This window comes from Nitrosospira sp. Nsp13 (assembly GCF_900101945.1).
In the GTDB taxonomy this organism is placed as follows: domain Bacteria; phylum Pseudomonadota; class Gammaproteobacteria; order Burkholderiales; family Nitrosomonadaceae; genus Nitrosospira; species Nitrosospira multiformis_D.
The window spans coordinates 37,140-62,175 of sequence record NZ_FMVD01000003.1; the positions used below are offsets into that span (position 1 = coordinate 37,140).

General features: G+C 52.7%; 24 protein-coding genes. 20 read left to right on the top strand and 4 right to left on the bottom strand.

The window, feature by feature from the left end:
• Nucleotides 1-85 precede the first annotated feature (85 nt).
• The 13 genes from rpsB to BLO43_RS05105 all read left to right on the top strand — a co-directional run bounded on the left by rpsB (nucleotide 86) and on the right by BLO43_RS05105 (nucleotide 12,625).
• Nucleotides 86-826, top strand: coding sequence for a 30S ribosomal protein S2 (gene rpsB, locus BLO43_RS05045; protein WP_074631354.1), 741 nt, complete (start codon nucleotides 86-88; stop codon nucleotides 824-826).
• A gap of 111 nt (nucleotides 827-937) precedes the next feature.
• Entirely contained in the window at nucleotides 938-1,846 is a 909-nt protein-coding gene (gene tsf, locus BLO43_RS05050) for a translation elongation factor Ts (RefSeq protein WP_074634152.1), read from the top strand.
• An 8-nt stretch (nucleotides 1,847-1,854) separates the two neighbouring features.
• Nucleotides 1,855-2,571, top strand: a complete 717-nt coding sequence (pyrH, locus tag BLO43_RS05055) for a UMP kinase (RefSeq protein ID WP_074634153.1) — start codon at nucleotides 1,855-1,857, stop codon at nucleotides 2,569-2,571.
• A 61-nt stretch (nucleotides 2,572-2,632) separates the two neighbouring features.
• A complete protein-coding gene (frr, locus tag BLO43_RS05060; protein ID WP_074631356.1) occupies nucleotides 2,633-3,190 on the top strand; it encodes a ribosome recycling factor in 558 nt (185 codons plus the stop codon).
• Between the two features lie 102 nt (nucleotides 3,191-3,292).
• Complete coding sequence (gene uppS / locus BLO43_RS05065) at nucleotides 3,293-4,099, top strand: polyprenyl diphosphate synthase (RefSeq protein WP_090906130.1); 807 nt, start codon at nucleotides 3,293-3,295, stop codon at nucleotides 4,097-4,099.
• Between the two features lie 36 nt (nucleotides 4,100-4,135).
• Complete coding sequence (locus BLO43_RS05070) at nucleotides 4,136-4,957, top strand: phosphatidate cytidylyltransferase (RefSeq protein ID WP_090906131.1); 822 nt, start codon at nucleotides 4,136-4,138, stop codon at nucleotides 4,955-4,957.
• A complete protein-coding gene (gene ispC / locus BLO43_RS05075) occupies nucleotides 4,954-6,141 on the top strand; it encodes a 1-deoxy-D-xylulose-5-phosphate reductoisomerase (RefSeq protein ID WP_090906132.1) in 1,188 nt (395 codons plus the stop codon). Before BLO43_RS05070 ends, ispC begins: the two co-directional genes overlap by 4 nt.
• A 291-nt stretch (nucleotides 6,142-6,432) precedes the next feature.
• Nucleotides 6,433-7,800: an RIP metalloprotease RseP gene (gene rseP, locus BLO43_RS05080; RefSeq protein WP_090906133.1), complete on the top strand. Its 1,368-nt coding sequence runs from the start codon at nucleotides 6,433-6,435 to the stop codon at nucleotides 7,798-7,800.
• 16 nt (nucleotides 7,801-7,816) lie between these two features.
• Nucleotides 7,817-10,099: an outer membrane protein assembly factor BamA gene (bamA, locus tag BLO43_RS05085; protein ID WP_090906134.1), complete on the top strand. Its 2,283-nt coding sequence runs from the start codon at nucleotides 7,817-7,819 to the stop codon at nucleotides 10,097-10,099.
• Between the two features lie 25 nt (nucleotides 10,100-10,124).
• A complete protein-coding gene (locus tag BLO43_RS05090) occupies nucleotides 10,125-10,652 on the top strand; it encodes an OmpH/Skp family outer membrane protein (RefSeq protein WP_081346654.1) in 528 nt (175 codons plus the stop codon).
• A 151-nt stretch (nucleotides 10,653-10,803) separates the two neighbouring features.
• Complete coding sequence (gene fabZ, locus BLO43_RS05095) at nucleotides 10,804-11,244, top strand: 3-hydroxyacyl-ACP dehydratase FabZ (RefSeq protein WP_074631369.1); 441 nt, start codon at nucleotides 10,804-10,806, stop codon at nucleotides 11,242-11,244.
• Between the two features lie 119 nt (nucleotides 11,245-11,363).
• Nucleotides 11,364-11,969: a ribonuclease HII gene (gene rnhB / locus BLO43_RS05100; RefSeq protein WP_090906135.1), complete on the top strand. Its 606-nt coding sequence runs from the start codon at nucleotides 11,364-11,366 to the stop codon at nucleotides 11,967-11,969.
• A 176-nt stretch (nucleotides 11,970-12,145) separates the two neighbouring features.
• On the top strand, nucleotides 12,146-12,625 hold the full coding sequence (locus tag BLO43_RS05105) for an FKBP-type peptidyl-prolyl cis-trans isomerase (RefSeq protein ID WP_090906136.1): 480 nt from the start codon (nucleotides 12,146-12,148) through the stop codon (nucleotides 12,623-12,625).
• A 10-nt stretch (nucleotides 12,626-12,635) separates the two neighbouring features.
• Here BLO43_RS05105 and mutS read toward each other — a convergent pair whose 3' ends face one another.
• The 4 genes from mutS to BLO43_RS05125 form a co-directional block, all read right to left on the bottom strand.
• Entirely contained in the window at nucleotides 12,636-15,230 is a 2,595-nt protein-coding gene (gene mutS, locus BLO43_RS05110; RefSeq protein ID WP_090906137.1) for a DNA mismatch repair protein MutS, read from the bottom strand.
• 355 nt (nucleotides 15,231-15,585) lie between these two features.
• Nucleotides 15,586-18,285, bottom strand: a complete 2,700-nt coding sequence (locus BLO43_RS05115) for an MGH1-like glycoside hydrolase domain-containing protein (RefSeq protein WP_090906138.1) — start codon at nucleotides 18,283-18,285, stop codon at nucleotides 15,586-15,588.
• Nucleotides 18,286-18,289: 4 nt separating this feature from the next.
• The gene (locus tag BLO43_RS05120; RefSeq protein WP_090906139.1) at nucleotides 18,290-18,481 is read right to left on the bottom strand and encodes a hypothetical protein; all 192 of its coding nucleotides are present in this window, start codon (nucleotides 18,479-18,481) and stop codon (nucleotides 18,290-18,292) included.
• Nucleotides 18,482-18,551: 70 nt separating this feature from the next.
• Nucleotides 18,552-19,364 (bottom strand): inositol monophosphatase family protein, encoded by an 813-nt coding sequence (locus tag BLO43_RS05125; RefSeq protein WP_090906140.1) that lies wholly within the window; start codon nucleotides 19,362-19,364, stop codon nucleotides 18,552-18,554.
• A 265-nt stretch (nucleotides 19,365-19,629) separates the two neighbouring features.
• Between BLO43_RS05125 and BLO43_RS05130 the strand changes: the two genes are divergently transcribed.
• The 7 genes from BLO43_RS05130 (at nucleotide 19,630) to BLO43_RS16385 (ending at nucleotide 24,445) form a co-directional block, all read left to right on the top strand.
• Complete coding sequence (locus BLO43_RS05130) at nucleotides 19,630-20,379, top strand: RNA methyltransferase (RefSeq protein ID WP_090906141.1); 750 nt, start codon at nucleotides 19,630-19,632, stop codon at nucleotides 20,377-20,379.
• Nucleotides 20,380-20,640: 261 nt separating this feature from the next.
• Nucleotides 20,641-21,111: a Fe-S cluster assembly transcriptional regulator IscR gene (gene iscR, locus BLO43_RS05135; RefSeq protein WP_074631386.1), complete on the top strand. Its 471-nt coding sequence runs from the start codon at nucleotides 20,641-20,643 to the stop codon at nucleotides 21,109-21,111.
• 72 nt (nucleotides 21,112-21,183) lie between these two features.
• The gene (locus BLO43_RS05140) at nucleotides 21,184-22,338 is read left to right on the top strand and encodes a cysteine desulfurase family protein (protein WP_090906142.1); all 1,155 of its coding nucleotides are present in this window, start codon (nucleotides 21,184-21,186) and stop codon (nucleotides 22,336-22,338) included.
• A 339-nt stretch (nucleotides 22,339-22,677) separates the two neighbouring features.
• Nucleotides 22,678-22,845 (top strand): hypothetical protein, encoded by a 168-nt coding sequence (locus BLO43_RS16730; RefSeq protein ID WP_175443867.1) that lies wholly within the window; start codon nucleotides 22,678-22,680, stop codon nucleotides 22,843-22,845.
• A 31-nt stretch (nucleotides 22,846-22,876) separates the two neighbouring features.
• Nucleotides 22,877-23,284, top strand: a complete 408-nt coding sequence (locus BLO43_RS05150) for a DUF4870 family protein (protein WP_074631390.1) — start codon at nucleotides 22,877-22,879, stop codon at nucleotides 23,282-23,284.
• Between the two features lie 371 nt (nucleotides 23,285-23,655).
• Nucleotides 23,656-23,904, top strand: coding sequence for a KGG domain-containing protein (locus tag BLO43_RS05155; RefSeq protein WP_090906144.1), 249 nt, complete (start codon nucleotides 23,656-23,658; stop codon nucleotides 23,902-23,904).
• 121 nt (nucleotides 23,905-24,025) lie between these two features.
• Nucleotides 24,026-24,445 (top strand): cyclic nucleotide-binding domain-containing protein, encoded by a 420-nt coding sequence (locus tag BLO43_RS16385; RefSeq protein ID WP_139149241.1) that lies wholly within the window; start codon nucleotides 24,026-24,028, stop codon nucleotides 24,443-24,445.
• Nucleotides 24,446-25,036: the final 591 nt, after the last annotated feature.

The window sequence follows — 25,036 nt, forward strand, 5'->3', positions numbered from 1 at the left end:
TTAAATTCACATACCTGCCTATTCCAAGGGTGCTCTCTTATAGAGCGACTATGGCGGGTAGAGGCTCAACCCAAAGGAGAAATTCATGTCAGTAACCATGCGGCAAATGCTGGAAGCGGGCGTTCATTTTGGACATCAGACTCGTTTCTGGAATCCCAGAATGGCTCAGTATATTTTCGGCCATCGTAACAAGATACACATCATTAATCTGGAGAAAACCCTGGCGATGTACCAGGATGCGATGAAATACGTGCGTCAGCTATCCGCCAACAAGGGAACCATCCTTTTCGTCGGCACCAAGCGTCAGGCGCGGGACATCGTGCGAGAGGAAGCACTCCGCTGCGGAGCCCCCTATGTCGATCAGCGCTGGCTCGGCGGGATGCTGACCAATTTCAAGACGATAAAGCAATCCGTCAAGCGCCTGCATGATATGGAAGCAATGGTGGAGGACGGCACGCTAGACAAACTCTCCAAAAAAGAGGCGCTGGATATTCAGCGCGAACTGGAAAAACTCAATCGTAGTCTGGGTGGTATCAAGGATATGAAGGGAATCCCCGATGCCATGTTCGTGATTGATGTGGGTTATCAGAAAGGCGCAATCACCGAAGCCAAAAAATTGGGTATCCCGATGGTGGGTGTTGTTGATACCAACCACAGTCCCGAGGGGTTGGATTACATAATTCCCGGCAACGACGATTCCAGCCAGGCCATACGCCTGTACGCACGAGGGGTGGCCGATGCGATTCTGGAAGGGCGCAACCAGATTGTTCAGGAAATTATCACAAACGAATTTGTAGAGACGGACGAGACGACAGCCGCGGAATAGCGATCAGCCTGGGCTAGAATTGCGAGCAGCGTGCCGGCAGTGCTGATTTCATGATGGCTGCCGGTATGTGAATGGGCTGCGGCTTTAATTAATTTTGTATTTGGAGCGAGTATGGCGGACATTACCGCACAAATGGTAAAGGAATTACGCGACATGACCGGCCTGGGCATGATGGAGTGCAAAAAGGCTCTGACTGAAACCAGTGGCGACATGAAAGCAGCGGAAGATTTGCTGCGGATCAAAAGTGGCGCCAAGGCAAGCAAAGCGGCCGGACGCATTGCGGCGGAAGGAATGGTGGCGGCGTATATCGCGCCTGACGGCAAGCGCGGCGCGTTGGTGGAAATCAATTGCGAGACCGACTTTGTTGCTAGGAATGAAGATTTTATCAATTTTGCCCGTGGCCTGGCACAATTGGTGGCCGGGAGCGGCGTCGCGGATACGGCGGCGCTGGCAGGCGCCTCATTGCCGGGCGGTGAAAATGTGGATGACTTCCGAAAAGCGTTGGTAATGAAACTGGGTGAAAACATCAACGTACGCCGTTTCGTACGATATGTGGCGGATGGCCGCCTAGTTTCATATCTGCACGGCACAAAAATCGGTGTAATGGTCGATTATACAGGCGGTGATGAAACATTAGGCAAGGACTTGGCCATGCATATTGCGGCCAGCAAGCCTATTTGCGTTTCGCGTGAACAGGTTTCACCCGAATTGCTGGTGCGTGAACGGCAGATCTATACTGCGCAAGCGGCGGAGAGTGGCAAGTCTGCTGATATCGTCGCAAGAATGGTGGATGGACGTATTGCCAAATACCTTGCTGAAGTGACGTTGCTCGGCCAGCCCTTCGTCAAGGATGCGGATCAGACCGTGGAAAAACTGCTTGCAGCTAAATCAGCCACCGTTAATGGCTTTACCTTGTTCGTCGTGGGGGAAGGTATTGAAAAGAAGTCTGGAGATTTCGCCGCCGAGGTGATGGCTCAGGTGAGCCAAATGAAAGAAGATCAGGCCTCACAGACAAACTAAAGATGTTCATGACGAGTACCGTCTATAAGCGTATTCTGCTGAAGCTCTCTGGTGAGGCCCTGATGGGTGAGGACAGCTATGGCATCAATCGCACCATCATTGAGCGAATTGTCGCCGAAATCGCGGATGTGAGCCGGCTGGGTGTCCAGATCGCAGTGGTTATCGGCGGAGGCAACATTTTTCGCGGTATGACATCGGCGGGAGATGGGATGGATCGTGCCAATGCGGATTACATGGGTATGCTGGCTACGGTCATGAATGGCCTGGCACTTCAGGATGCCATGCGCCGTGCCGGCCTGGTAAGCCGGGTGCAGTCCGCGTTGCGTATTGATCAAGTGGTGGAGCCCTATATTCGCGGCAAGGCAATGCGCTATCTGGAAGAAGGAAAGGTGGTAATTTTTGTTGCTGGTACCGGCAATCCCTTCTTTACTACCGATACTGCTGCCGCGTTACGTGGAATGGAAATGAACGTGGATATCGTGCTCAAGGCCACCAAAGTGGATGGTGTATATACCAGCGATCCAAAGACAGACCCTCGCGCCATACGTTACCAAAACCTGTCGTTTGACGAAGCAATCTCTCAGAACCTGAAGGTGATGGATGCCACCGCCCTGACTCTTTGCCGCGATCAGAAGTTGCCGCTCAATGTATTCAGCATCTTCAAGGCGGGAGCATTGAAACGGGTAGTGATGGGTGAAGATGAGGGGACGCTGGTACGGGTTTGAATTTATTCAAGATCCCTGACAAAAGAAAGTATTCTTGTCCTTACCGTAATTGACAAATATCATGATCGCCGATATCAAGAAATCAGCTGAACAAAAAATGCTAAAAAGCCTTGAAGCATTGAAACTGGATCTGGGCAAAGTGCGAACCGGCCGGGCTCATACAGGTTTGCTCGACCACATTACAGTCGATTATTATGGTACCCCCACGCTCATTGGTCAGGTAGCCAGCGTCAATTTGGCGGATGCCCGTACTATCACTGTTTCCCCTTGGGAAAAGAAGATGTTGAGTGCAATTGAAAAGGCAATCCGGAATTCCGATCTGGGGTTGAATCCTGTAACCGTCGGTGAAATAATCCGTGTTCCCATGCCGTCACTTACCGAGGAACGCCGCCGCGACCTCACCAAGATAGTGAAGCACGAGGCTGAAACCGCGAGAGTAGCAATGCGCAATATTCGGCGTGATGCAAATGCCCATTTGAAGGATTTACTCAAGGAAAAGAAGATCGCCGAAGATGACGAGCGCCGTGGACAGGATGAAATTCAGAAGCTTACGGATCGTCACATCGCAGAGATAGACAAGCTGCTGCAGACCAAGGAAGCGGAATTAATGGCAATCTGAGACCACGAAGTATTGCCACACCGCAGGGTAAGCACGCAATCCGCGAAACCGAGTATTTGAAATTCGGGATTTTGAGATATCCCTAACTCATTGTGTTTCCCCATGCCCCTTACCACCAGCTCAACGCAAGAAATACCTGAAGCCGGCATGATTCCCCGGCATATCGCCATTATCATGGATGGCAACGGCCGTTGGGCGAAAAAGCGTTTTATGCCTCGTGTGGCGGGGCATAAACGTGGAGTTGAGACAGTGCGGACTGCGATCAAGGCTTGTGTCGATCACGGTGTGGAATATCTCACTTTGTTCGCCTTCAGCAGTGAGAACTGGCGCCGGCCGGCGGATGAAGTCACATTCCTCATGCAACTTTTTATCACTGTGCTGGAACAAGAGGTTGTCAAACTGCATGAGAACGGTATTCGCTTTAAAGTAATCGGCGATCTGTCAAAATTCGAACCAAAAATAGTCGAGTTTATTCGTAATGGGGAAGCGCTGACCGCGAACAATACACGCTTTACACTCACCATCGCGGCCAACTACGGTGGCCGCTGGGATATCATGCAAGCTGTTCGCAAGATGCTGGAGCAACATCCGGAATTGGCGGCTTGTTTCGAAGAAAAGGATTTGATGCAGTATTTTGCGTTGAACTATGCTCCGGAACCCGACCTGTTTATTCGCACTGGCGGGGAAAAACGCATTAGCAACTTTCTGTTATGGCAACTCGCCTACACGGAGCTGTATTTCACCGATACCTTGTGGCCGGATTTTGATACGCGGGCATTGAATCTGGCCATTCAATCCTATCAGCAACGCGAGCGCCGTTTTGGCCGTACCAGTGAACAGCTCCAGGTAGCGTCATCCACCAAGGAGCTAAGCGAGATTGCCGCCGAAAGAATGATGAAGTTTCAATAAATTGTTGGCCGGCACTGTTTTTGCCTAACCCCTTCCATGCTTAAGACCCGGATTCTCACCGCCGCCATCATGTTGCTCCTGTTTCTGGCGGCATTGTTTTACCTATCAGCGGTTTTCTGGACGATATTGCTGCTTGCCCTGACAGTGGCTGGCGCATGGGAATGGAGCAAGCTCGCAAAATTCTCTCTCACATATTCCATCACTTATCTGCTTCTTACCGCAATAGTGGGTGGAGAGTTATTGTTTACATTGAGCGACGCGGTTTTGTCCGACCCCTACACGCCGTTATTTCTTTGGTTTTACGTCGCCTCATCGGTATTCTGGGTGCTGGGCGCTCCCTGTTTGCTGAAATCTAATCGTTCCATCAGGAATCCAATTCTGTTGTCATTGACAGGCTGGATATTGCTATTGCCCACTTGCCTTGCCCTATTTCAGCTGCGGGCCATCGACCCGTTGCTCCTGCTAGGTTTCATGGCTACGGTCTGGATTTCGGATACCGCGGCGTATTTTACGGGGCGTGCATGGGGAAAGCGCAAGCTTGCGCCTGGCATCAGCCCTGGCAAGACTTGGGAAGGGGTGGCAGGAGCGCTGGTGGCGGTCACATTTTACGCCGTGGCGTGGAGTTATATCGCCGGAGAAAAAGCCCATGGGCTATTACTGGTTCCGTTGTTGCTCGTGCTTGTCCTGATGGGCATTATCGGTGACCTGTTCGAGTCATTGATGAAACGTCATGCCGGAGTTAAGGATAGCGGCAATATTTTACCTGGTCACGGTGGTATACTTGATCGCATCGATGCGCTCACGTCAACTCTGCCGATAGCTGCTTTGGCACTCTTATTTTTACAATCCGAACTATGATAGCCACTCGTCATCTCACAATTCTTGGCTCTACCGGCACCATAGGCGTGAATACGCTGGATGTGGTCGCACGTCATCCCGGCCGGTTTCATGTTGTTGCGCTTACCGCCAACAACAACGCAAAAAAAATGCTTGAACAATGCCGTCACTTCCAGCCACGCTACGCGGTGATGCTGGATGCGGCCAGCGCCGAATGGCTGAAGTCGGAGATTCGTACGGCTGGGCTCGCCACCGAGGTGCTATCCGGTGTCGAATCGCTGGAGAAGGTGGCGTCGCTGCCCGAGGTGGATACAGTGATGGCAGCGATCGTTGGTGCCGCTGGCATACGCCCCACATTTGCCGCCGCCGGCGCGGGCAAGCATGTACTGCTTGCCAACAAGGAAACCCTGGTGATGGCCGGGCGGATTTTCATGGATGTCGTTAAGCAGAATCGTGCCACACTGCTGCCGATAGACAGCGAACATAACGCCATCTTCCAGTCATTACCACAGAATTTCTCTGGAGATCTGGGTGCGGCCGGCGTGCGCCGTATTTTGCTGACCGCCTCTGGCGGGCCATTCAGGCAATTATCACTCAGCTCATTGGACGATGTAACGCCGGGGCAGGCTTGTGCTCATCCCAATTGGGTGATGGGACAGAAGATTTCGGTTGATTCTGCCACTATGATGAACAAGGGCCTTGAAGTCATCGAAGCCCACTGGTTGTTTGATGCGGCGCCTGAGCAGATTCAGGTGGTAATCCATCCGCAAAGCATCATTCATTCCATGGTTGAATATGTGGATGGTTCGGTACTGGCACAACTTGGCAATCCCGACATGCGCACCCCGATTGCCCATGCCTTGGGTTTTCCTGAGAGAATCGAGACCGGTGTAGCTCCTCTGGACATGTTCAAAGTAGCGCGGTTGGATTTTGAGGCTCCTGATTTTAAACGCTTTCCCTGTTTGAGGCTTGCATATCAAGCACTGGCCGCCGGGGGCAGTGCGCCGGCAATCCTTAACGCCGCCAACGAAGTGGCGGTAGAATCCTTTCTCAAGTGCCGGATGCCATTTACCGCGATTCCAGCCATGATTGAACACGTTATGGAGGCGGTAAGCCGCAAGGACATCGCCACGCTAAATGATGTGCTGATAGCAGATGGCGCGGCGCGTGAAGCCGCACATGAATGGCTGGCTTGCCTGGTATAAGGTACCTGGCTTATCGGCTTCCGGAACGGGCCCGGCAGCCGTTTTACGCGCCGGCCTGGAGCCGGCGAAGCGGCCCGGGCGAGGAATGAGATCTTACCGTACCCCCGGTAAATGGACGGCAGGTTTATCATTAACGAACCGGCGTGTTCTTTTTCGTTCTCTGCTTGTTACCCGTCTGATTTTTTCCTTCCGATTTCGTGGGCTCAGTCTCTTTTTTGATGAGACGACCATGCAGATCGTCTCTTTACCGAAATCTCTTTTGCGTCATGATCGTTGTCGTTTTGCATGAGTATGACTTTTTTTTCCACAATCATTGCTTTTGTCGTTGCCCTGGGGTTGCTGATCGTGTTTCACGAATTCGGCCATTACCTGGTGGCACGCTGGTGCGGAGTGAAGGTATTACGTTTTTCCATCGGTTTCGGCCAGCCATTATTAACGAAGCGCTGGGGAAATGATCAAACCGAATGGGTAGTGGCTGCTCTTCCCCTGGGCGGTTACGTCAAGATGCTCGATGAGCGTGAAGGTGAGGTCGCGCCCGAGGATCTGACGCGATCGTTCAACCGCAAACCGGTGGTACACCGGTTCGCAATTGTCGCGGCAGGGCCGGTCGCGAATTTTTTGCTGGCGATCATATTGTACTGGGTGCTATTTATGCTGGGCGTCAGTGGCATGAAACCTGTGGTAGGGCCGATCGCTCCCGCGACACCCGCCGCGTTTGCGGCTTTCGAGATGGGGGAGACGATAGTAAAGATCGGAACCGAACCTGTCGCTACCTGGCAGGATGCTCGCTGGGTGCTGTTGTCGCATGCGGTAGAAAGATCTCCCGCCGTAATCGTCGACGTCATTGACCGGAGCGGAGAGATCGTTTCGCGGCAGTTGGATTTGAGCAGTATGCAGTCCAGCGACCTGGATGGGGATTTTTTGCGAAAGATCGGTCTGAGCAGTTATCAACCGGCAATAAAGCCCATTATTGCGAAGGTCACTGCGGACAGCGCGGGTAGTCGCGCCGGCTTGCTGCCGGGTGATGAGATCGTGTCGGTGAATGGGTCGAAGACCACGCTCTGGGAGGAAGTGGTGCAAAGGATACGAACCAGCCCGGGAGTGCCGTTGGCGCTGGAAATTCAACGTAACAACAGAATCACCAATATAGAAGTTGTTCCCGATACTACCACTGAAAACGGAGAAAAAATCGGCAGAATCGGCATTGGACCGCAAATCGATCAGGATGAATTGGAAAAACTGCTGATAAAGGTCAGCTATCCAGCCGGACCGGCCTTAATCAAGGCTGTGCATAAAACCTGGGAAATGTCGGTATTTACGCTCCAGATGCTCTGGAAAATGGTGGTTGGAGAAGTATCGTGGAAGAATGTGAGCGGACCCATTACCATCGCCGACTATGCCGGTAAGTCGGCCCAAATGGGACTTGCATCTTATCTTGGCTTTCTTGCGCTCATCAGTATCAGTCTGGGAGTATTGAATTTGTTACCTATTCCCATACTGGATGGAGGCCATTTAATGTATTATGTCGTCGAAATCGTCAAGGGCAGTCCGCTTTCTGTCAGAGCTACGGAGATTGGTCAGCAGGTCGGGATGGCGCTGTTATTTACCCTGATGGCTTTTGCCATATATAACGATGTCAGTCGGCTCATCTCCAGTTAAAGCATGAATGTCAAGTATGAAAGTCAAATATCTCGTGGCGCTTGTTTCTGCATGTTGCGCTTCGGTTTCATGGGCTCTTGAGCCATTCGTAGTCAAGGACATACGGGTGGAAGGCATACAACGCACTGAAGCGGGAACGGTGTTCAGTTATTTGCCGGTTAAGGTGGGCGATACACTTGACGATGAAAAAGCCGCGACCGCCATCAAGACACTCTATGCGACCGGTTTCTTCAAGGATGTTCGACTGGAATCGGACAATGGTGTTCTGCTTGTAGTGGTGGAAGAACGTCCGGCTATTGCCCAGATTACTATTGTCGGCGCCAAGGAGTTCGAGAAGGATAAGCTGAAAGAAGGGTTGAAACAGGCAGGTCTGGCGGAATCACGCATCTTTGACCGCTCAATGCTGGATAAGGCCGAGCAGGAATTAAAGCAACAATACCTCAGCCGCGGGAAATATGGCGTCAAGATCACCACCACGACCACTCCACTTGACCGTAATCGTATAGGTATCAACTTTGACGTGGATGAAGGCAAAACCGCCAAGATCCGCAAGATCAATATTGTCGGCAATAAAAATTTCAAGGAAAAGGAGTTGCTGGACGCGATCGTGCTACGAACGCCTGGCTTGCTGACTTGGTTCACCAAGGAAGATCAGTATTCGAAACAGAAGCTGGGGGCTGATCTGGAGTCTCTGCGCTCTTTTTATCTCAATCGCGGCTATCTGGAATTCAACATCGAATCGACCCAGGTATCCATTACCTCCGATATGCAGGATATTTACATTACGATAAATATCGTCGAGGGTAATAAATACACAGTTTCCGAGATTAAGCTCGCCGGCGACATGCTGTTGCCGGAAGATGAATTGCGCAAGTTCATAAAATTGGCGCCGGGTAGCGTATTTGCAAGGGAAAAGCTGACCGAATCCGTCAAGCTCATTACCGACCGGCTGGGTGATGATGGTTACGCGTTTGCAAATGTCAATGCGTCACCGCAACTGGATCAAGAAAAACACGAGGTGGCGTTTACTTTTTTTATTGATCCGGGCCGCCGCGTTTACGTGAGACGTATCAATATAACAGGTAACAATCGCACACGGGATGAGGTGATTCGACGGGAAATGCGTCAATTCGAAGGGGGGTGGTATTCAACCTCCAAGATCAATCAATCCAAGCTACGCGTAGACAGATTAAATTATTTTAATGCTGTCAACATAGAAACGCCGGCTGTTCCCAATGCCACCGATCAGATCGATGTAAACGTCGAGGTCAAGGAAAAGGCAACGGGCGCCGTCATGTTCGGAGCGGGTTACTCCAATATGGAAGGCTTGATACTAAGCGGTTCCGTTGCCCAGGACAACATATTCGGAACCGGAAAATTCGTCAACCTCATGGTCAATACCGGCAGCGTAAACAAGACCTACTCGCTCTCCTACACGGATCCTTATTTTACGCGTCACGGGATAACCGGGGGGTTTGATATTTACAAGCGGGTGCTCAATACACGTTCGCTATCCTCGGTAAGTACTTTTAATACCGATACCACAGGAGCTGGCCTGCGTTTTGGCATTCCGCTGAATGAAAATGACAGTATCATGACCGGTCTTGGTATCGAAAATACGAAAATTGATCTGGGTCCTAACAGCCCGCAACGTAATATCGATTTTGTGGAAAAATTCGGAAGCAGCACCATCAACATACCGTTGACTCTGAGCTGGCGGCGCGATGGCCGCGACAGCGCCATCTGGACCACCTCGGGTACCACTCAGCGGGTATTTGCAGAAACGGGTTTGCCGGGCGGCGACCTGACTTATTACAAATTGGATTATCAACTCAGGTACTATTATCCACTCACCAGTATTTTCACACTCATGCTGAACGGAGAAGCCGGCTATGGTGATGGCTACAACGGAAAAGATCTTCCTTTCTTCAAGAATTTCTTTGCCGGCGGCAATACTTCGGTGCGTGGCTACAACATCAGCTCGTTAGGTCCTCGTGATGCCAATAACAGAACGCTGGGAGGTAATAAGCGCGCAGTGGGCAGTGTTGAAATACTGTTTCCGATGCCTGGCATGCGGAACGACAGATCAGTGCGCCTGAGCGCGTTCGTGGACGGCGGCACCGTATGGGGTCCTGACGGCCAGATACCTCAAGCGGAAGGGCTGCGTTATTCCACGGGAATCGCGGTTACCTGGATTTCTCCGATGGGGCCGCTTAAAGTCAGCATCGCCCAACCGATAAATAACCAACCCGGGGATAACTTACAGCGGTTCCAGTTTCAATTTGGACAGCAGTTCTAATTAAACGGATAAGCAGGAGATAAAATTGAAGCATAAGGTTCAATGGCGGCGAACTTTGACGGCGGCATGCATGACTATCGTTTTCGCCAGCGGATTCTTTGACGCCCATGCGGATGATATCAAGATTGGTGTGGTCGATACCGAGAGAATACTGGCTGAATCGGCACCTGCGGTCAGGGCGTTGAAGAAGATAGAAAAGGAATTCCTGCCACGCGACCAGGAAATCAAGAAGATGGCATCACAGGCGAAAATTCTTCAGGAGCTTCTGGAAACAGAAGGTAAGGCCATGCCGGAGGCGGATCGGCGTAACAAAGAGCGCGATCTCGCCACGCTCAATCGAGAACATCAGCGGGCTCAGCGGCAGATGCGCGAGGACCTGAGTTTGCGTCAGAATGACGAAGTTGCCACGCTGCAACTGAGCGCCAGTAAAGCAATTCAAATTATCGCGGAAACGGAAAAGTATGACTTGATATTGCCCTTGCGGGATCTGGTTTACCGTAGTCAGCGCATGGACATTACCGAGAAGGTTATCAAAGCGCTGGCAGACAAATAGCAGCCAATATTTTCCCGGCCGGTGCTATCGTGACGGTGTCAGCCATCACCCATCCATATGGAAGAGAGTTTGAAAATTTGTACCGTTGCACGTTGCGTCTCGCCCCGACAACCGAACACCCCCACCCCGTCCAACTACCGGATTTAGGCTTATGAACATCCATGAAATTCTGCAATACCTGCCTCATCGCTATCCGTTTCTTCTGGTGGATCGCGTTCTCTCCTGTGAGCCAGGGAAGAACATAGTTGCACTCAAGAACGTGACGATTAACGAGCCCTTCTTTGGCGGTCATTTTCCCCACCATCCGGTTATGCCAGGCGTGCTGATTATCGAAGCGCTGGCGCAGGCTGCGGCGATCCTGACGCTCAAGACGATGAATGTGAAAGTCGATGAAAATTCGATATATTATTTTGTCGGCATAGACAGGGCCCGTTTCAAGCAACCGGTCCAGGCGGGTGACCAATTGATACTCAAGGCGACTATAGAGCGGCAGCGAATCGGTATCTGGAAGTATTCCGCCCAGGCGGAAGTTGATGGCCGTATTGTTACCGAGGCTGAGTTGATGTGCACGGTGCGAAGCAAGGAGCCGTAGCGGATATACCGGATATACCTGGACGAGCCTCATCGTCCGCTTAAGTGCGCGGGATCGCAGCCAGTTGGCACTGGCCGGTTCCTTTATCGTCACCGACCGAGAATTGGGGATTGTGAGAAATGCCAGCTGAAGGGATCAACTGGGTTTGCGGCGTGGACGAGGCTGGCAGAGGGCCATTAGCAGGGCCGGTGTTCGCCGCCTGCGTGGTACTTAATCCGGACCATAGAATAGAGGGTTTGGCGGATTCAAAAACACTCAGTGAAAGTCAGCGCAACAGGCTGACCATTGCCATTAAAACCTATTCGGTGGCCTGGGCTATTGGTTTCGCATCCGTTAAAGAAATCGACCGGCTAAATATTCTGCAGGCAAGCCTGCTCGCCATGAAACGCGCGGTGGGAGGCCTGTCATTTATTCCTGGTAGAGTATTGGTGGATGGGAATCATAGTCCTCGCCTGACGTGCCCCGTCACCACAATTATCAGGGGCGATAGTCTGATACCGGAAATTTCGGCTGCATCGATTCTTGCCAAGACGGCGCGCGACGCTGAAATGGTGGCATTGCACCAGCGCTTTCCCCACTATGGTTTTGATCGCCATAAAGGATATTCCACCAAGGAACACATTGCGGCCTTGCGGGTCCACGGGGCATCGGCGGTCCATCGTCATAGTTTTGCGCCGGTCAGGGAGTTGATAATAAATGGTAAAGCTCAACAGGCGAAAATTTAGTCTCTTGTTTGAGAAGGAACCTTATTTCGTTTCATATTACTAATATAATATTCACTATCGCCAGCATGCTTGAGGTATATAGCGAACGGGCGAGTCAGCGGGTACTTGAAGCGCGGGTGCAAGAAGCGATTGCACGCGTACCGATTGCAGTAACTTAAATCACAGACCTGAATAATATGCGCATTGAAAAAGACACGGTGGTATCCCTCACCTATGAGCTTCTTGATTCGACCGGTGAGGTTATGGAAAAAACCGACTCACCGATCACCTATTTGCACGGTGGTTATGACGGGATCTTTCCAATGGTGGAAGAGGAATTGCATAGCAAGGAGGCGGGCTACAGTTGCTCTGTTTATATGGAGCCGGAAAATACCTTTGGTGAATACGATAGTCAATTGGTGCGAGTGGAGCCGCGCGATGCATTTCCCGACAATATTGTGGTGGGAATGCAGTTTGAAGGCGGCGAAGAAGACTCCGACGATGTCTTGATATTTACCGTAACCGATATCGCCGATGACAAAGTCGTTGTGGACGGCAACCATCCATTGGCCGGTAAGGCTCTGCGTTTTGACTGTACGGTTGTCGCAGTACGGCCTGCGACTGCGGAGGAGTTGTCTCACGGCCACGTTCATGGAGATCATGGTCACGAACATTAAGTTCCGGCTCCTAAGACTGTCCTTTCTCGAGCGCCGTTTTCAGTGCGTAGATTTTTTCCAGCGCTTGTCTTGGGCTTAACTCGTCTGGTTGAATCGCGCTTAATAATGTAAGGGCGGGGTGTTCCGGCGGGGTTGCTTTTGCGATGGTGGTTGTTCCCGAGAATAAATCGCCTTGCAATTGCTTATCTACTGTTTCCTGTTCAAGTTTTACCAGATATTTTCTGGCTGTTTTGATCACAGACTCCGGCACGCCGGCCAGTGCCGCGACCTGCAGTCCGTAGCTTTGACTGGCGGGCCCCTCAGTGACGGCGTGCAGAAATACAATATGATGTTTGTGTTCCACCGCATCCAGATGCACATTGACAGCTTGGGCAAACTCTTCCGCAAGTCGCGTCAATTCAAAATAATGCGTCGCGAACAAGGTATAGCTGCGGTTTTTTTCCAGTAGATAGCGGGCAATTGCCAAAGCCAGCGCCAGGCCATCAAAGGTTGAAGTCCCTCTTCCAATTTCATCCATCAGTACTAGACTTTGTGTGCTCGCATTGTGCAGGATATTGGCAGCTTCCGTCATCTCCATCATGAAAGTCGAGCGGCCACCGGCAAGGTCGTCGGATGCGCCGATACGGGTAAAAATCTGATCCAGCGGACCCAGGCGAGCGCTTCTAGCGGGAACGAAACTGCCACAATGGGCGAGCAATGCGATCAGCGCAACCTGCCGCATATAAGTGGATTTGCCACCCATATTGGGTCCGGTGATGACAAGCATTTGCCGCCTGGCGTAGCCGAAAGCGCCGAGCTGTACATCATTGGCGATGAAGTTCTCTACCTGGTTTTCCACTACCGGATGGCGGCCCGCTTCAATTTCGATCATGGCATCACGGGTAAAAACCGGCGCAACGTAATCGAGTGCGAGCGCGCGCTCGGCAAAGGCAGCCAGCACGTCCAGTTCGGCAATACTCCGGGCAACCTGCTGCAAATGCCCGATGTACGGCCCAAGCATGTCCAGCAACGCCTGATATAAAAACTTCTCCCGTTCCAGCGCCCGATCCTCCGCGGACAGCGCCTTGTCCTCGAAAGCTTTAAGTTCCGGCGTAATATAACGCTCGGCATTCTTCAGCGTCTGCCTTCTGCGATAGTCATCGGGGATCTTCTCGCTGTGAGCGTGGGTAACTTCAATATAAAAGCCATGTACCCGGTTATACTCCACTTTGAGATTCGAGATGCCCGTACGTGTTTTTTCCCGCGCTTCGAGCTGCAGCAAGAACTCGCCACAATTATTTTGTATGGCGCGCAGTTCATCCAGTTCGGCATCATAGCCATCAGCGATTACACCTCCTCCACGCAGTACCACCCCGGGTTCTTCGCGCAGCGATTTCTCCAGAAGACTGACAAGCGCCGCATCCGGTTCCATCATTTTTGTCAGCGTGGCCATATGCTCGCTGGAGGAGTCCGTAATCTCGGCAATGGCAGTAATGGCTTGAGGTAATCGTTCCAGGCTATCACGCAATCCTGACAAATCTCGCGGGCGTGCAGATGCCAGCGCGATACGCCCGGTGATACGCTCGATATCGGCTACACGCCGGAGGCACTCGCGTACCTGAAGGTGCGGCCCCAATCCCGCCGCTCCGATTAAAAAAGATACGCCATCAAGCCTGCTCTGGATTACCATGCGGTCACGCAACGGATGATGCAACCATTGCCGCAGCAAACGGCTGCCCATGTTGGTTGAACACGTGTCGAGCAGCGATAGCAATGTAGGCGACATCTCGCCAAGCATGGTTTCGGAAATCTCCAGATTACGGCGGGTGGCGGCATCCATACGCACGTAAGCACTGTCCCGCTCCACCCGTAGCGCTTTGACATGAGCAATACCCATCATACCCTGTGTGAGGCGGGCGTATTCCAGCAACGCCCCTGCGGCACCCAAAGATGCATGCAGCCCGTCGCAGCCGAAACCGGAAAGATCGCGGGTTTCAAATTGCCGGGAGAGACTGCGGACAGCGGCATCGATATCGAACTGCCATAGGGGCAGACGCTTAAGGGACAGCTTCTTGAGGGCGCCCGTGCCCGTGCCGTTGAGTCCGGCCGGCTCCAACGACTCCGGCAAGAGAACTTCCGCAGGCTTCAAGCGTTCGAGTTCGCTCGCCAGATTATCAGGCGAAACCTCCATCACACAAAATTGTCCCGCGGCCAGATTGAGCCAAGCCAATCCCAGCGTGGATTCGTGCACGCATAAGGCTAGCAACACGCAGTCGCGTTTCTCGTCCAGCAGCGCGGCATCGGTCAGCGTGCCCGGCGTAATGATCCGCGTGACCTGGCGTTCCACGGGACCCTTGGCGGTGGCGGGATCGCCGGTCTGTTCGCAGATCGCCACCGATTCGCCAAGCCTGATGAGTTTCGCCAGATATTGTTCAGCAGCATGATAGGGCACACCCGCCATCTTGATGGGTTCCCCCGCCGACGTGCCGCGCCGGGTTAGCGTGATGTCGAGCAGTTTCGCTGCCTTCTCCGCATCATCGAAGAACAGCTCGTAGAAATCTCCCATGCGGTAAAACATCAGCATGCCAGGGTGTTGCGCCTTGATGCGCAGGTATTGCTGCATCATGGGCGTGTGGTTTTTATCCAATGAATTTCTCTTGTGACTGGATGATGAGTTGCGGTTTGATGACGGTTATTTGCACTATTCCCGTCAGAATTATTCCTTTGTGACCTAGGGCCTGTTAACATTTATTCCGTATCCGCGTTTTTTGTGTAGCAACCCGAAGGGACGGGACGGATTTCATCCAGCCCGTTGTTACTCGCCGCTTACGGAGGCCTGCTCCGCCGCGCGGTTCATGCCTCGTGCTGGATGAAATCCATCGCCGTCGCGGGTGCGAAATAAGTGTTAACAGGCCCTAGTGTAACAGTGCTGGCCGGTAGCTAATAAATCCACGTGCGCGTATTTTTGTAGCTGAAGGCAACTATGACTTCGAAGGAGTAATAGGCGCTTGCTGCTTCCAGAATTCCGGGATATTCTGATGATAGCGGCGCATCACCAGATTTGCCGCCAGTCCGCTCCAGCTTTGATGGCTAGCTCCCAGGCCCTGACCTGTTTCACCGTGGAAATATTCGTGAAATAGCAGCAGGTCGCGCCAGTGCGGATCAGTCTGATGCGGGCTATCCATGGGAAAGGCCGGAATCAGATCGGATTCATCGCGGCGGAAAATGTCAACGAGCCGCTCGGCCAGCATCGTGGCGGCGTATTTAAGGGTAATTTCGTAGCCGTTCAGACAGGGTGCGGAGAAGGTAAAGGCATCGCCCAGAAAACGGTGCAGTTTTTCGAGGGCTTGAATCAGCAGATAGTTGGTCGGCATCCATACCGGTCCGCGCCAGTTGGAATTGCCGCCAAACATCGGCGAGTCGGATTCACCCGGCACGTAACGGATAAAGGTATCGCCAATGCCGGGGATATTCCCCGGATTCTGGTGTGTGGCATGGCGCTTGGAGACCCCGCGAACGCCATGCGAGGAAAAGAATTCCTTTTCGTCGAAAATGCGCGGCAACATTTTTACGAGCATCGAAGCGGTTACCAACGACAATAAATGTTCCCCGCGTGCATTGGTGTGTATCGGGCAGGCGCATATGGTGCTTCCATCAAACATTCCTCCTTTGTGCTCCCACAGCAGCGCCTTGAAGCGCGTCCGGTGTTCGAGCAAGCGTGCGTCCACCACCTCGCAGGCAAATAGCGGGATGATGCCAACCCAGGAAAATACGTCGATACGATTTACCGTGCCATCCGGGCTGATCATGAGATCCTTGAAGAAACCGTCCTCTTCATCCCAAAGGGATACGCAGGCGCCGGTATGGCCGGCGATGGCGTAACCTATCGCCAGGAACTGGCTATAACACTGGATAGCAATATTCTCATAAGCCGGATCCTCAACAGCAATTTCCAGCGCGATCACGGTAAGCTGCAGCGAAAACATCGCCATCCAGCCGGTGGCATCGGCCTGCTTCAGGGTATAGCCGGGGGGCAACGGTTTGGACCGGTCATATACCGAGATATTGTCCAGCCCCAGAAATCCTCCTTCGAACACATTCGTGCCAGTAGCATCCTTGCGGTTGATCCACCAGGTGTGATTCAACAACAGCTTGTGCAGTACGCGTTTGAGGAAGGTAGTGTCGCCCTTGCCGCGCTGTACCCGTTCTGCGCGGAAGACCTTGAGGGCCGCCATGGCGTGTACCGGGGGGTTCGCGTCACCGAACGACCATTCGTAAGCAGGGATTTGTCCATTGGGGTGCAAATAGGTTTCAAGCAGCAATAGTTCAACCTGCTCTTTGGCGAAGTCCACATCAATAAGCGCCAGGACAGCGCAATGGAAAGCCAGATCCCAGGCAGCAAACCAGGGATATTCCCATGCGTCGGGCATCGATATCACATGGCTTGCCTTGAGATGACGCCAACTGTGATTGCGTCCATGCTCTCTTGATGAGGGTGGCGATATCCCGTCGCCCTTCAGCCAGGTGGATACATCATAATGAAAAAATTGCTTATTCCATATCATGCCGGCCAATGCCTGGCGGAGGATACGGTGATCCTGGATGCTGGCTTCAGGTAGTAATCCTCTGAAAAAGGAATCAGCTTCCGAGCGGCGCAAGGCAAGAATACTCTCATGATGAATGAAGGGCTGGGGACGGTGAATGCGCGACAATACCAGGTCGATCGTGCCGGCCTGACCCGGTGCAACCTTGAGCTTGTGCACGGCGCCGAATTTGGTTCCCCTCTGTTCTGGATTCACCGCTGCGTGTTCACCATCGACGAGGTAGCGATGGAATGCGTCTTTGACATACGATCCCGCGCCGGCTGTGTCCCACAATCGCGAGCGGTTGGTTTCATTCTCGGTATAAAGAACATCGGCATGCTGCCGCCCATAGAGATGGTATGTTCCCAGCATCGAGTGCTCCGCCACGACCGCCCAGGCTACGCCACCGGAAGGGGGTAGGGCACGCAGTGCCGGTTTCGGAGCGCCGTTCCTCGACCATGCCCAGTCATTGCGAAACCATAGTTGCGGCAATAGCCACAATGTCGCTTCGTCTTCTCCCCGGTTGGTTGCAATGATACGAATATGCAGCTCCTCGGGCGATGCCTTGGCATAGCATACTTCCACGTCCCAATAGCGTCCATCGGCGAAAGCACCGCTATCCATCAGGCTGAATGGCGGATCTTTGCGCGAACGGCGCGCATTTTCCTCAACCAATCGTGGATAGGGAAATGCGGACTGCGGATATTTGTAGAGATAATGGAGCCAGGAATGCGAAGGGGTGGCATCAACATAGAAGTAGCATTCTTTCACATCCTCGCCACGATTGCCCTGCTTGCTGGTGAGACCGAAAGCACGCTCTTTCAGGATGGAATCCCTGCCGTTCCATAGCGCCAGCCCGAAACAGAGCCGCTGTGCCTCGTCCGAGATACCCCCCAGGCCATCCTCGTTCCAACGATAGGCGCGGGAACGGGATTGATCATGATCGAAGTACTCCCAAGCGTCACCGTCCGGACTGTAATCTTCGCGAACGGTTCCCCAGGCACGCTCGGACAGATAGGGTCCCCACAAACGCCAGTCCTCACAGCCTGTTCGCTGATTTTCGAGCCGCTGCCGTTCCGCATCCGGTTGATTAGACATGACGTTACTCCTCTTTTGCGCGGTGCCCCCCGGCGAGCACGCTATTCCAGTTTAACCCAGGTACTGCGCGCCGCATGAAGCAGTTCACATTGAAGGTTCCCGATACCATGTTCAAGCCGGTATCGAGCAAATGATCGCGGATAGGGGCAAGGCGGGATAAGGCCGGGCCGGCATCGCCTGGCGCAATAATCCGCATGGATTACTGGCGTGACTTGACCTTCAATCCTGGTAAGTTCAGCTCATCCCATCCAACGGACCCAGGGTCATTAATCCTTCCCTGTATCTGTTCTCAATTCCTTTGACAGATGCGGCGCAATGACTTGCAGCAGTTGCGCGAAAACTTTCGGATTGCCAGCAAGCAAGTTGCCGCTCTGCATATAAGTGGCATTGCCTTCCAGGTCGCCTACTAGGCCACCCGCTTCCGTGATGAGCAGGCAGCCGGCGGCGATGTCCCACGGAGAGAGCCCCAGTTCCCAGAAACCGTCGTAACGTCCAGCAGCCAGGTAGGCGAGGTCCAGCGCGGCGGAACCGGGGCGGCGGATACCGGCAACTCGTGGCATGACATCCTTGAACATGGCGATGTAGGCGTCCATGTGCGAAAACTCCCGAAACGGGAAGCCGGTGCCGATCAGGCAATCACCAAGATGTGTGCGCTTGCTTACGCGCAAACGATGATCGTTGAGATAAGCGCCTTGTCCGCGGCTGGCAGTGAATAATTCATTGGCGGAAGGATTGTATACGACCGCCTGGACTGGTATGTTCTTATGCATCAGTGCGATGGAAACCGAGTAATGCGGAAAACCGTGAAGAAAATTGGTGGTGCCGTCAAGCGGGTCGATAATCCACTGGTATTCCGACTCGCCTTGGGCGCCGCTCTCTTCTGCTAGAATCGAGTGATTGGGATAAGTATCCAGCAACACCTTGATAATGGCATCTTCCGCCGCGCTATCCACTTCGCTGACAAAATCATTGTGCGCTTTGCGCGAAACGTGCAGTAAATCGAGGTTTTGCGCAGCTCGATTGATGATACCGCCTGCGCGGCGTGCGGCTTTTACCGCAATAGTGAGCATAGGATGCATTTTTTGGATTCAGAATTGAGCAGAGTTTGATTTTAACCCAGATAACCCATTAGGACGCGAGATGATGGCGAGACAGGTTGCGAGACGGTTTTGCCGGTTGGGAGAAGTTCATGGCTGGGTCTATGGATGCTGCGCCGGTGGCAAAAACGGCGGCAAAAAAATAGCCGCAAACTGCTCCCAGCACTCGGCCCGATCCCGCTTCACGGGGCCCTTCGTGCGACATGGTATTAATGAATAAGCGATCAACTACCGGATTCCGGATAATATGAATCCCCTCTACCTGCTTGATAAAGTCCGTGTCGTGCTAAGCCATCCCAGTCATCCGGGCAATATCGGCGCAACGGCGCGGGCGATGAAAACAATGGGACTGAGTTCGCTCTACTTGGTGAATCCTAGAATTTTTCCCGACAAAGACGCGGAAGCGCGCGCCGCGGGTGCATGGGATATATTGAACAATGCCAAGGTTTGCGCGAATCTTGACGAGGCTCTGAGCGGCACGGTTCTGGCGGCAGCAATTACCGCTCGCCCACGCGATCTTTCGCATGAGGTTTTTGATGCGCGCCGGGGGGCGCACGAATTGCTCGATCATGCGTGCCAGCATCCTGTTGCGCTGGTTTTTGGTACCGAAATGTCCGGTCTTACCACGATGGAAGTGAGCAAGTGCCAGATTGTTGTGCACATTCCCGCCAATCCGGAGTACTCCTCCCTCAATCTTGCCAGTGCCGTTCAGATAATGGCCTATGAATTGCGCATGGCGTTGCCTGAATTAGAGTCTCTTTCGCCCGTGGCAAACATCGCGGCGGATTTCAACGATATGGAATTGCTTTACCGTCATCTGGAGCGGGTCGCGATTAGCAGCGGTTTTCTGGATCCCCGGGAACCGAAACGACTCATGCAACGGATGCGCCGGCTGTTCGCCCGTGCGCGATTGGAAAAGGAAGAAGTTAATCTATTGCGTGGGATGCTGAGCGCTCTCGAAAAGCGGATCCAGTCGCCGCAACAAACCCCCGAATAAGTCCCGGGCATCGCCATCAACACGTACACGGGAAGTTTTTTCAGCGGATTGGCTGCACGTACCCGAAGTCCGGGCCGGAAAAATTACCCCGGATAAGGTGGTCCCCGTCATCCGAACAAAATAGTTGACTGAGTTAGAGGGACTTTATATACTTGACAAACATTGTCGGGTATTACGACGGCGAACGACGATAATTCAAGAGATTTGCACAAGATATTATTCCGTGTTGATTCGGTATCAAATTCTCATGAGGAGCAGAAAATGCGATTGACGACTAAGGGACGCTTTGCGGTAACAGCAATGATTGATCTTGCTTTGCACAGCGGTCATGGGCCTGTTACGTTGGCAGGCATCAGCGAACGTCAGAAGATTTCGCTGTCTTACCTGGAGCAATTATTCGGAAAACTGCGGCGCAATAAATTGGTGGGCAGCGTGCGTGGTCCTGGTGGTGGTTACCGGCTGGCGAAACCGATGAACGAAGTATCTGTGGTAGACATTATTCTTGCAGTGGATGAGCCGATTGATGCAACACAGTGCGGGGGCAAGGAAAATTGTCATAATGACCAGCGCTGTATGACTCACGATTTGTGGGCCAGTCTTAATGTCAGAATACGGGATTACTTGGCGCTGGTTACACTGGAACAGCTGGTGGCAAGTCCTAAAGTGAAAGACATCGCGGTATTGCAGGATATGAGAGCATGCAAACAGCCCGAAGAAACAGCTTTGGCTTGATTCAGGATCAATAAGTTCTTCAGACTTTGGATACAGATAGGGAATGACGCTCCATGAGAATGAGAAAAGGCTATGGACGTTTATTTTGATCACAACGCCACCACGGCGGTCGACGACACCGTGCTGGATGCAATGCTGCCGTATTTTCAGACAAAATTCGGCAACCCTTCCAGCCGCCATGTCCGTGGTATGGAAGCCCGCAGGGCCGTCAATCAGGCGCGCGAACAAGTAGCGGATGCGGTTGGCGTGCAGCCTGCCCAAGTGGTTTTTACCAGTGGCGGATCGGAGGCTAATAACCTGTTCATTCAGGGTGCGGCAGGCTATCTGAAACCCGCGCAAATAATCGTCAGTTCGATTGAACACCCGTGCGTGATGCGAGCGGCCCAGGAATTGGCGCGGACCGCCAATGGGAAATGGAATTTACGCCGGTTGTCTGTCGATAATCTGGGGCGGGTGAATCCGGCCGATTTCGATAAGGCCGTGGCGGAGCAGCAGACCGGTCTGGTGTCCGTTATGCTGGCGAACAATGAAACCGGCGTCATTCAGGATGTGGCGGCGATTTCGCAGAAAGCCAGGGTATGCGGCGCGTGGATGCACACCGATGCGGTACAGGCATTTGGCAAAATTCCAGTGGATTTTGCGTCGCTCAACGTACACGCCATGACACTGTCCGCCCACAAGATTTATGGACCCAAAGGCGCGGCGGCATTGATTATAGACAAGCGGTTGTTGCTCAAGCCACTTATTTACGGGGGCGGCCATGAAAACGGGTTGCGTTCGGGTACCGAGAATGTCCCCGCTATTGTGGGGTTTGGTATAGCCTGCGGCCTGGTTAAATCACGGATGGCGGAGAGCGCCCCCCGCATTGCGGCCATGCGTGCGCGGTTAGAGCAGGGACTGGTTGAGATGGGTGCCGTTATTTTTGGTTTGAGTGCATCGCGTTTGCCCAATACCTGTTATTTTGCGTTGCCGGGCATTGAAGGCGATACGCTGGTTGTTCGTCTCGACAAGGCGGGCTTCGCGGTAGCAAGTGGTGCCGCCTGCTCCAGCGTCAACCCCGGCCAAAGTCATGTGCTCGAAGCGATGAGTGTGGAACCGATGCTGGCGCGTTGTGCAGTGCGAGTCAGTCTGGGCAGTGGCAACACGCTGGCCCAGGTGGAAAATTTTCTTCAAGCACTAGGCGGCGTGATGGAGGAATTGAAACGGATGAGCATGGTTACGCTCTAGCGGCTTTCCGGCGTTGCGCCTTGCCCTGCACCTCAAAAACCGCGCACTTCACCCCGTCCAACTACCGGATTTAGGTTTAATTCAATAATTTTCATGTCGACAGACAGTCTGTGCGTTAAAGTAGTCTCTGGCGAACAGCCTGAATAGCAGGTATCCTCCCTGCGAGTACATTGCAGTCATTTCCAAAAAAATGAAACGAGTTCTGAAGTACCTGTATAAGGTCTTTAGATTATTCCTTTTTATTATATGGACGGAAAATTTGGCTTATGTATAAAATCACCGGGAAGAGTCGATTTCTCGAATGCTTTACATCAAAATATCTCTAAAGGGGTAATCAAGTTGGCACAACCCAATTTTCAGTATGAGAAGCGTCAAAGAGATTTAATCAAGAAGAAGAAACAGGAAGAAAAAAGACAACGTAAACTGGATAAAGGCAAGGAACAGCCTGGCGAGACTCCGGATCAGGCGCTGGATGGGCCGAATACGGAAGATGTCGGGAAAACCTAGAAATCTTTTACAAGTCGCCGAGGCATAGGCCATGATCGATAGTCATCCACGCACCGTATCTGTTGTCCCTGAGAGCGGCCTCGTCCGGTTGACTCATATTATTTATTTGCTGCACGGTTTCAGCGTCCTGATGGGTATTCTCGGGCCAGCGCTCATTATTACGACTTTTCTCACCGGCTGGCCTTCCATCATTGCGGTGATTATCAACTATGCAAAACGTGACGACGTGCGCGGGACTTATCTCGATTCGCATTTCGGCTGGCAAATACGCACATTCTGGTATACGTTGCTTTGGGTAGCGATAGCGGCGTTGCTGTTCATCACAGTAATCGGCATTGTGCTCGCTTACATCGTAGCCGTGGGTGCGGGAGTTTGGGTGCTTTATCGCATCGTTCGCGGCTGGATTGCGCTCAATGACGGCAAGCCAATGCCGATTTGAACCAGAATCGGCCTTCCGTTTCGTAATCCGGTCAAAAATCCCGCTTTCTCACCAGGTGCTTGCCATACGGCTAGCCAGACGAGGCCTCTCGCATCTCACCTTTATTTTCATATGCTTCCATGATTTCTTAACCGATCGTCATGGATGTGAACGCACACTCTGCGCATCCGCCTCCCCGCAGGGACTATTCAGCAGCCCTTATGTGTGTCGCCGTACAGTCTAGAAGTCATCCTGCTTATTAATATGCCATCATCTCGCGCTTTTTTTATGGCGGAGACAGGCCTCCGAAGGCATCGATACGACGCAAGTCGTTATTAAAAAGAGTGCAGGCGGGGAAACGGAAACGCAGGTTCGCACTTCAGGAGACAGGCATGAATACAGATAAGGGTAAAACCAGTGGGGGGAAGTATAGCAAGCGTGGCTTTGCTTCCATGGATAAAGACAAGCAACGGGAGATCGCGAGCAAGGGTGGAAAAGCCGCTCATGAGAAGGGGAGCGCCCATCGGTTTACTTCTGAAGAAGCCAGTTTGGCGGGCCAAAAAGGTGGCGCCGCGCACGGGAAAAATGCAGCAGCGATCGAGGGCCGTCAGTCCAGGCCGCAAAAAATAGCCAAGGGATGAAAAAAATAGGTCATTTCACCGCTCGATGTGTTATCGACGCGTAGCGGTTCGCATGAGGAATCTCATGGACATGACAATCAGGATCTGAAGCATTGGTTCCCCGGGATTGAGAAAATCATCCATGCCCCCAACCCAAGGCCCCAAGCAGAACAGGATATTTGCAGCGTTACCTACTGCGACTTACACGCGCCTGTTACCGCTTCTTGAATTAGTGTGGTTGCCGGCAGGCTACACAATCTACGAGCCCCGGCTTCCTATCAGGTATTTATATTTTCCAACGACCTGTATCGTTGCACGCCGGTATGAGATGGAAAATGGTTCGTCTACACAGATAGGAACCATCGGCAATGAGGGTTTGACCGGCATCTCCCTTTTCCTGGGTGCCGAAACTAGCGCAGTGCGTGAAGTCGTGCAAAGTGCAGGTAACGCTTACCGCATCAATGCAAGCTTTCTTAAAAAGGACTTTGAGTCGGGTGGAGACTTCCAGAATCTCCTCTTGCGGTTCGCGCAGGCACTGATTGCTGCGAATCAAAGTTCCTAACCGGCACTCCCTTATCAGTGATCAACGGCTTTTCCCGGATTGGCCGCCAAGTGACGACCTTTACCGTTAGGTGACGCATAAACACGCCAGCCAGTATGCTGCGAGTGCGATCTGGCCCAGTGGTGAAAATCAAATATTTCGCGGCTGCAGTGTGCGTTTTCGTACAGACCTGTCCTTATAGAACCGGATAATAACTATTGCTGCGCGGCCAGAGTTCTTGATCTTCGGAGACCCCGTACCTCAAAACTGCACCTGCGCCTAGGGCCTGTTAACACTTATTTCGCACCCGCGTTGCTACACAAAGAATGCGGAGGCAAGGCGCGAAGCGCAGGCCATAGTGGGCCTATGGCCAAGCTTTGCAACGCGGCATCCGCGTTTTTTGTGTAGCAACCCGAAGGGACGGGACGGATTTCATCCAGCCCTTCGTTACTCGCCGCTTACGGAGGCCCGCTCCGCCGCGCGGCTCATGCCTCGTGCTGGATGAAATCCGTCGCCGTCGCGGGTGTGAAATAAGTGTTAACAGGCCCTAGTCTAACTGCCGGATTCAGGATTATTGCGGCCTTACGTGTGATTGTTCGTATTTAGACGCAA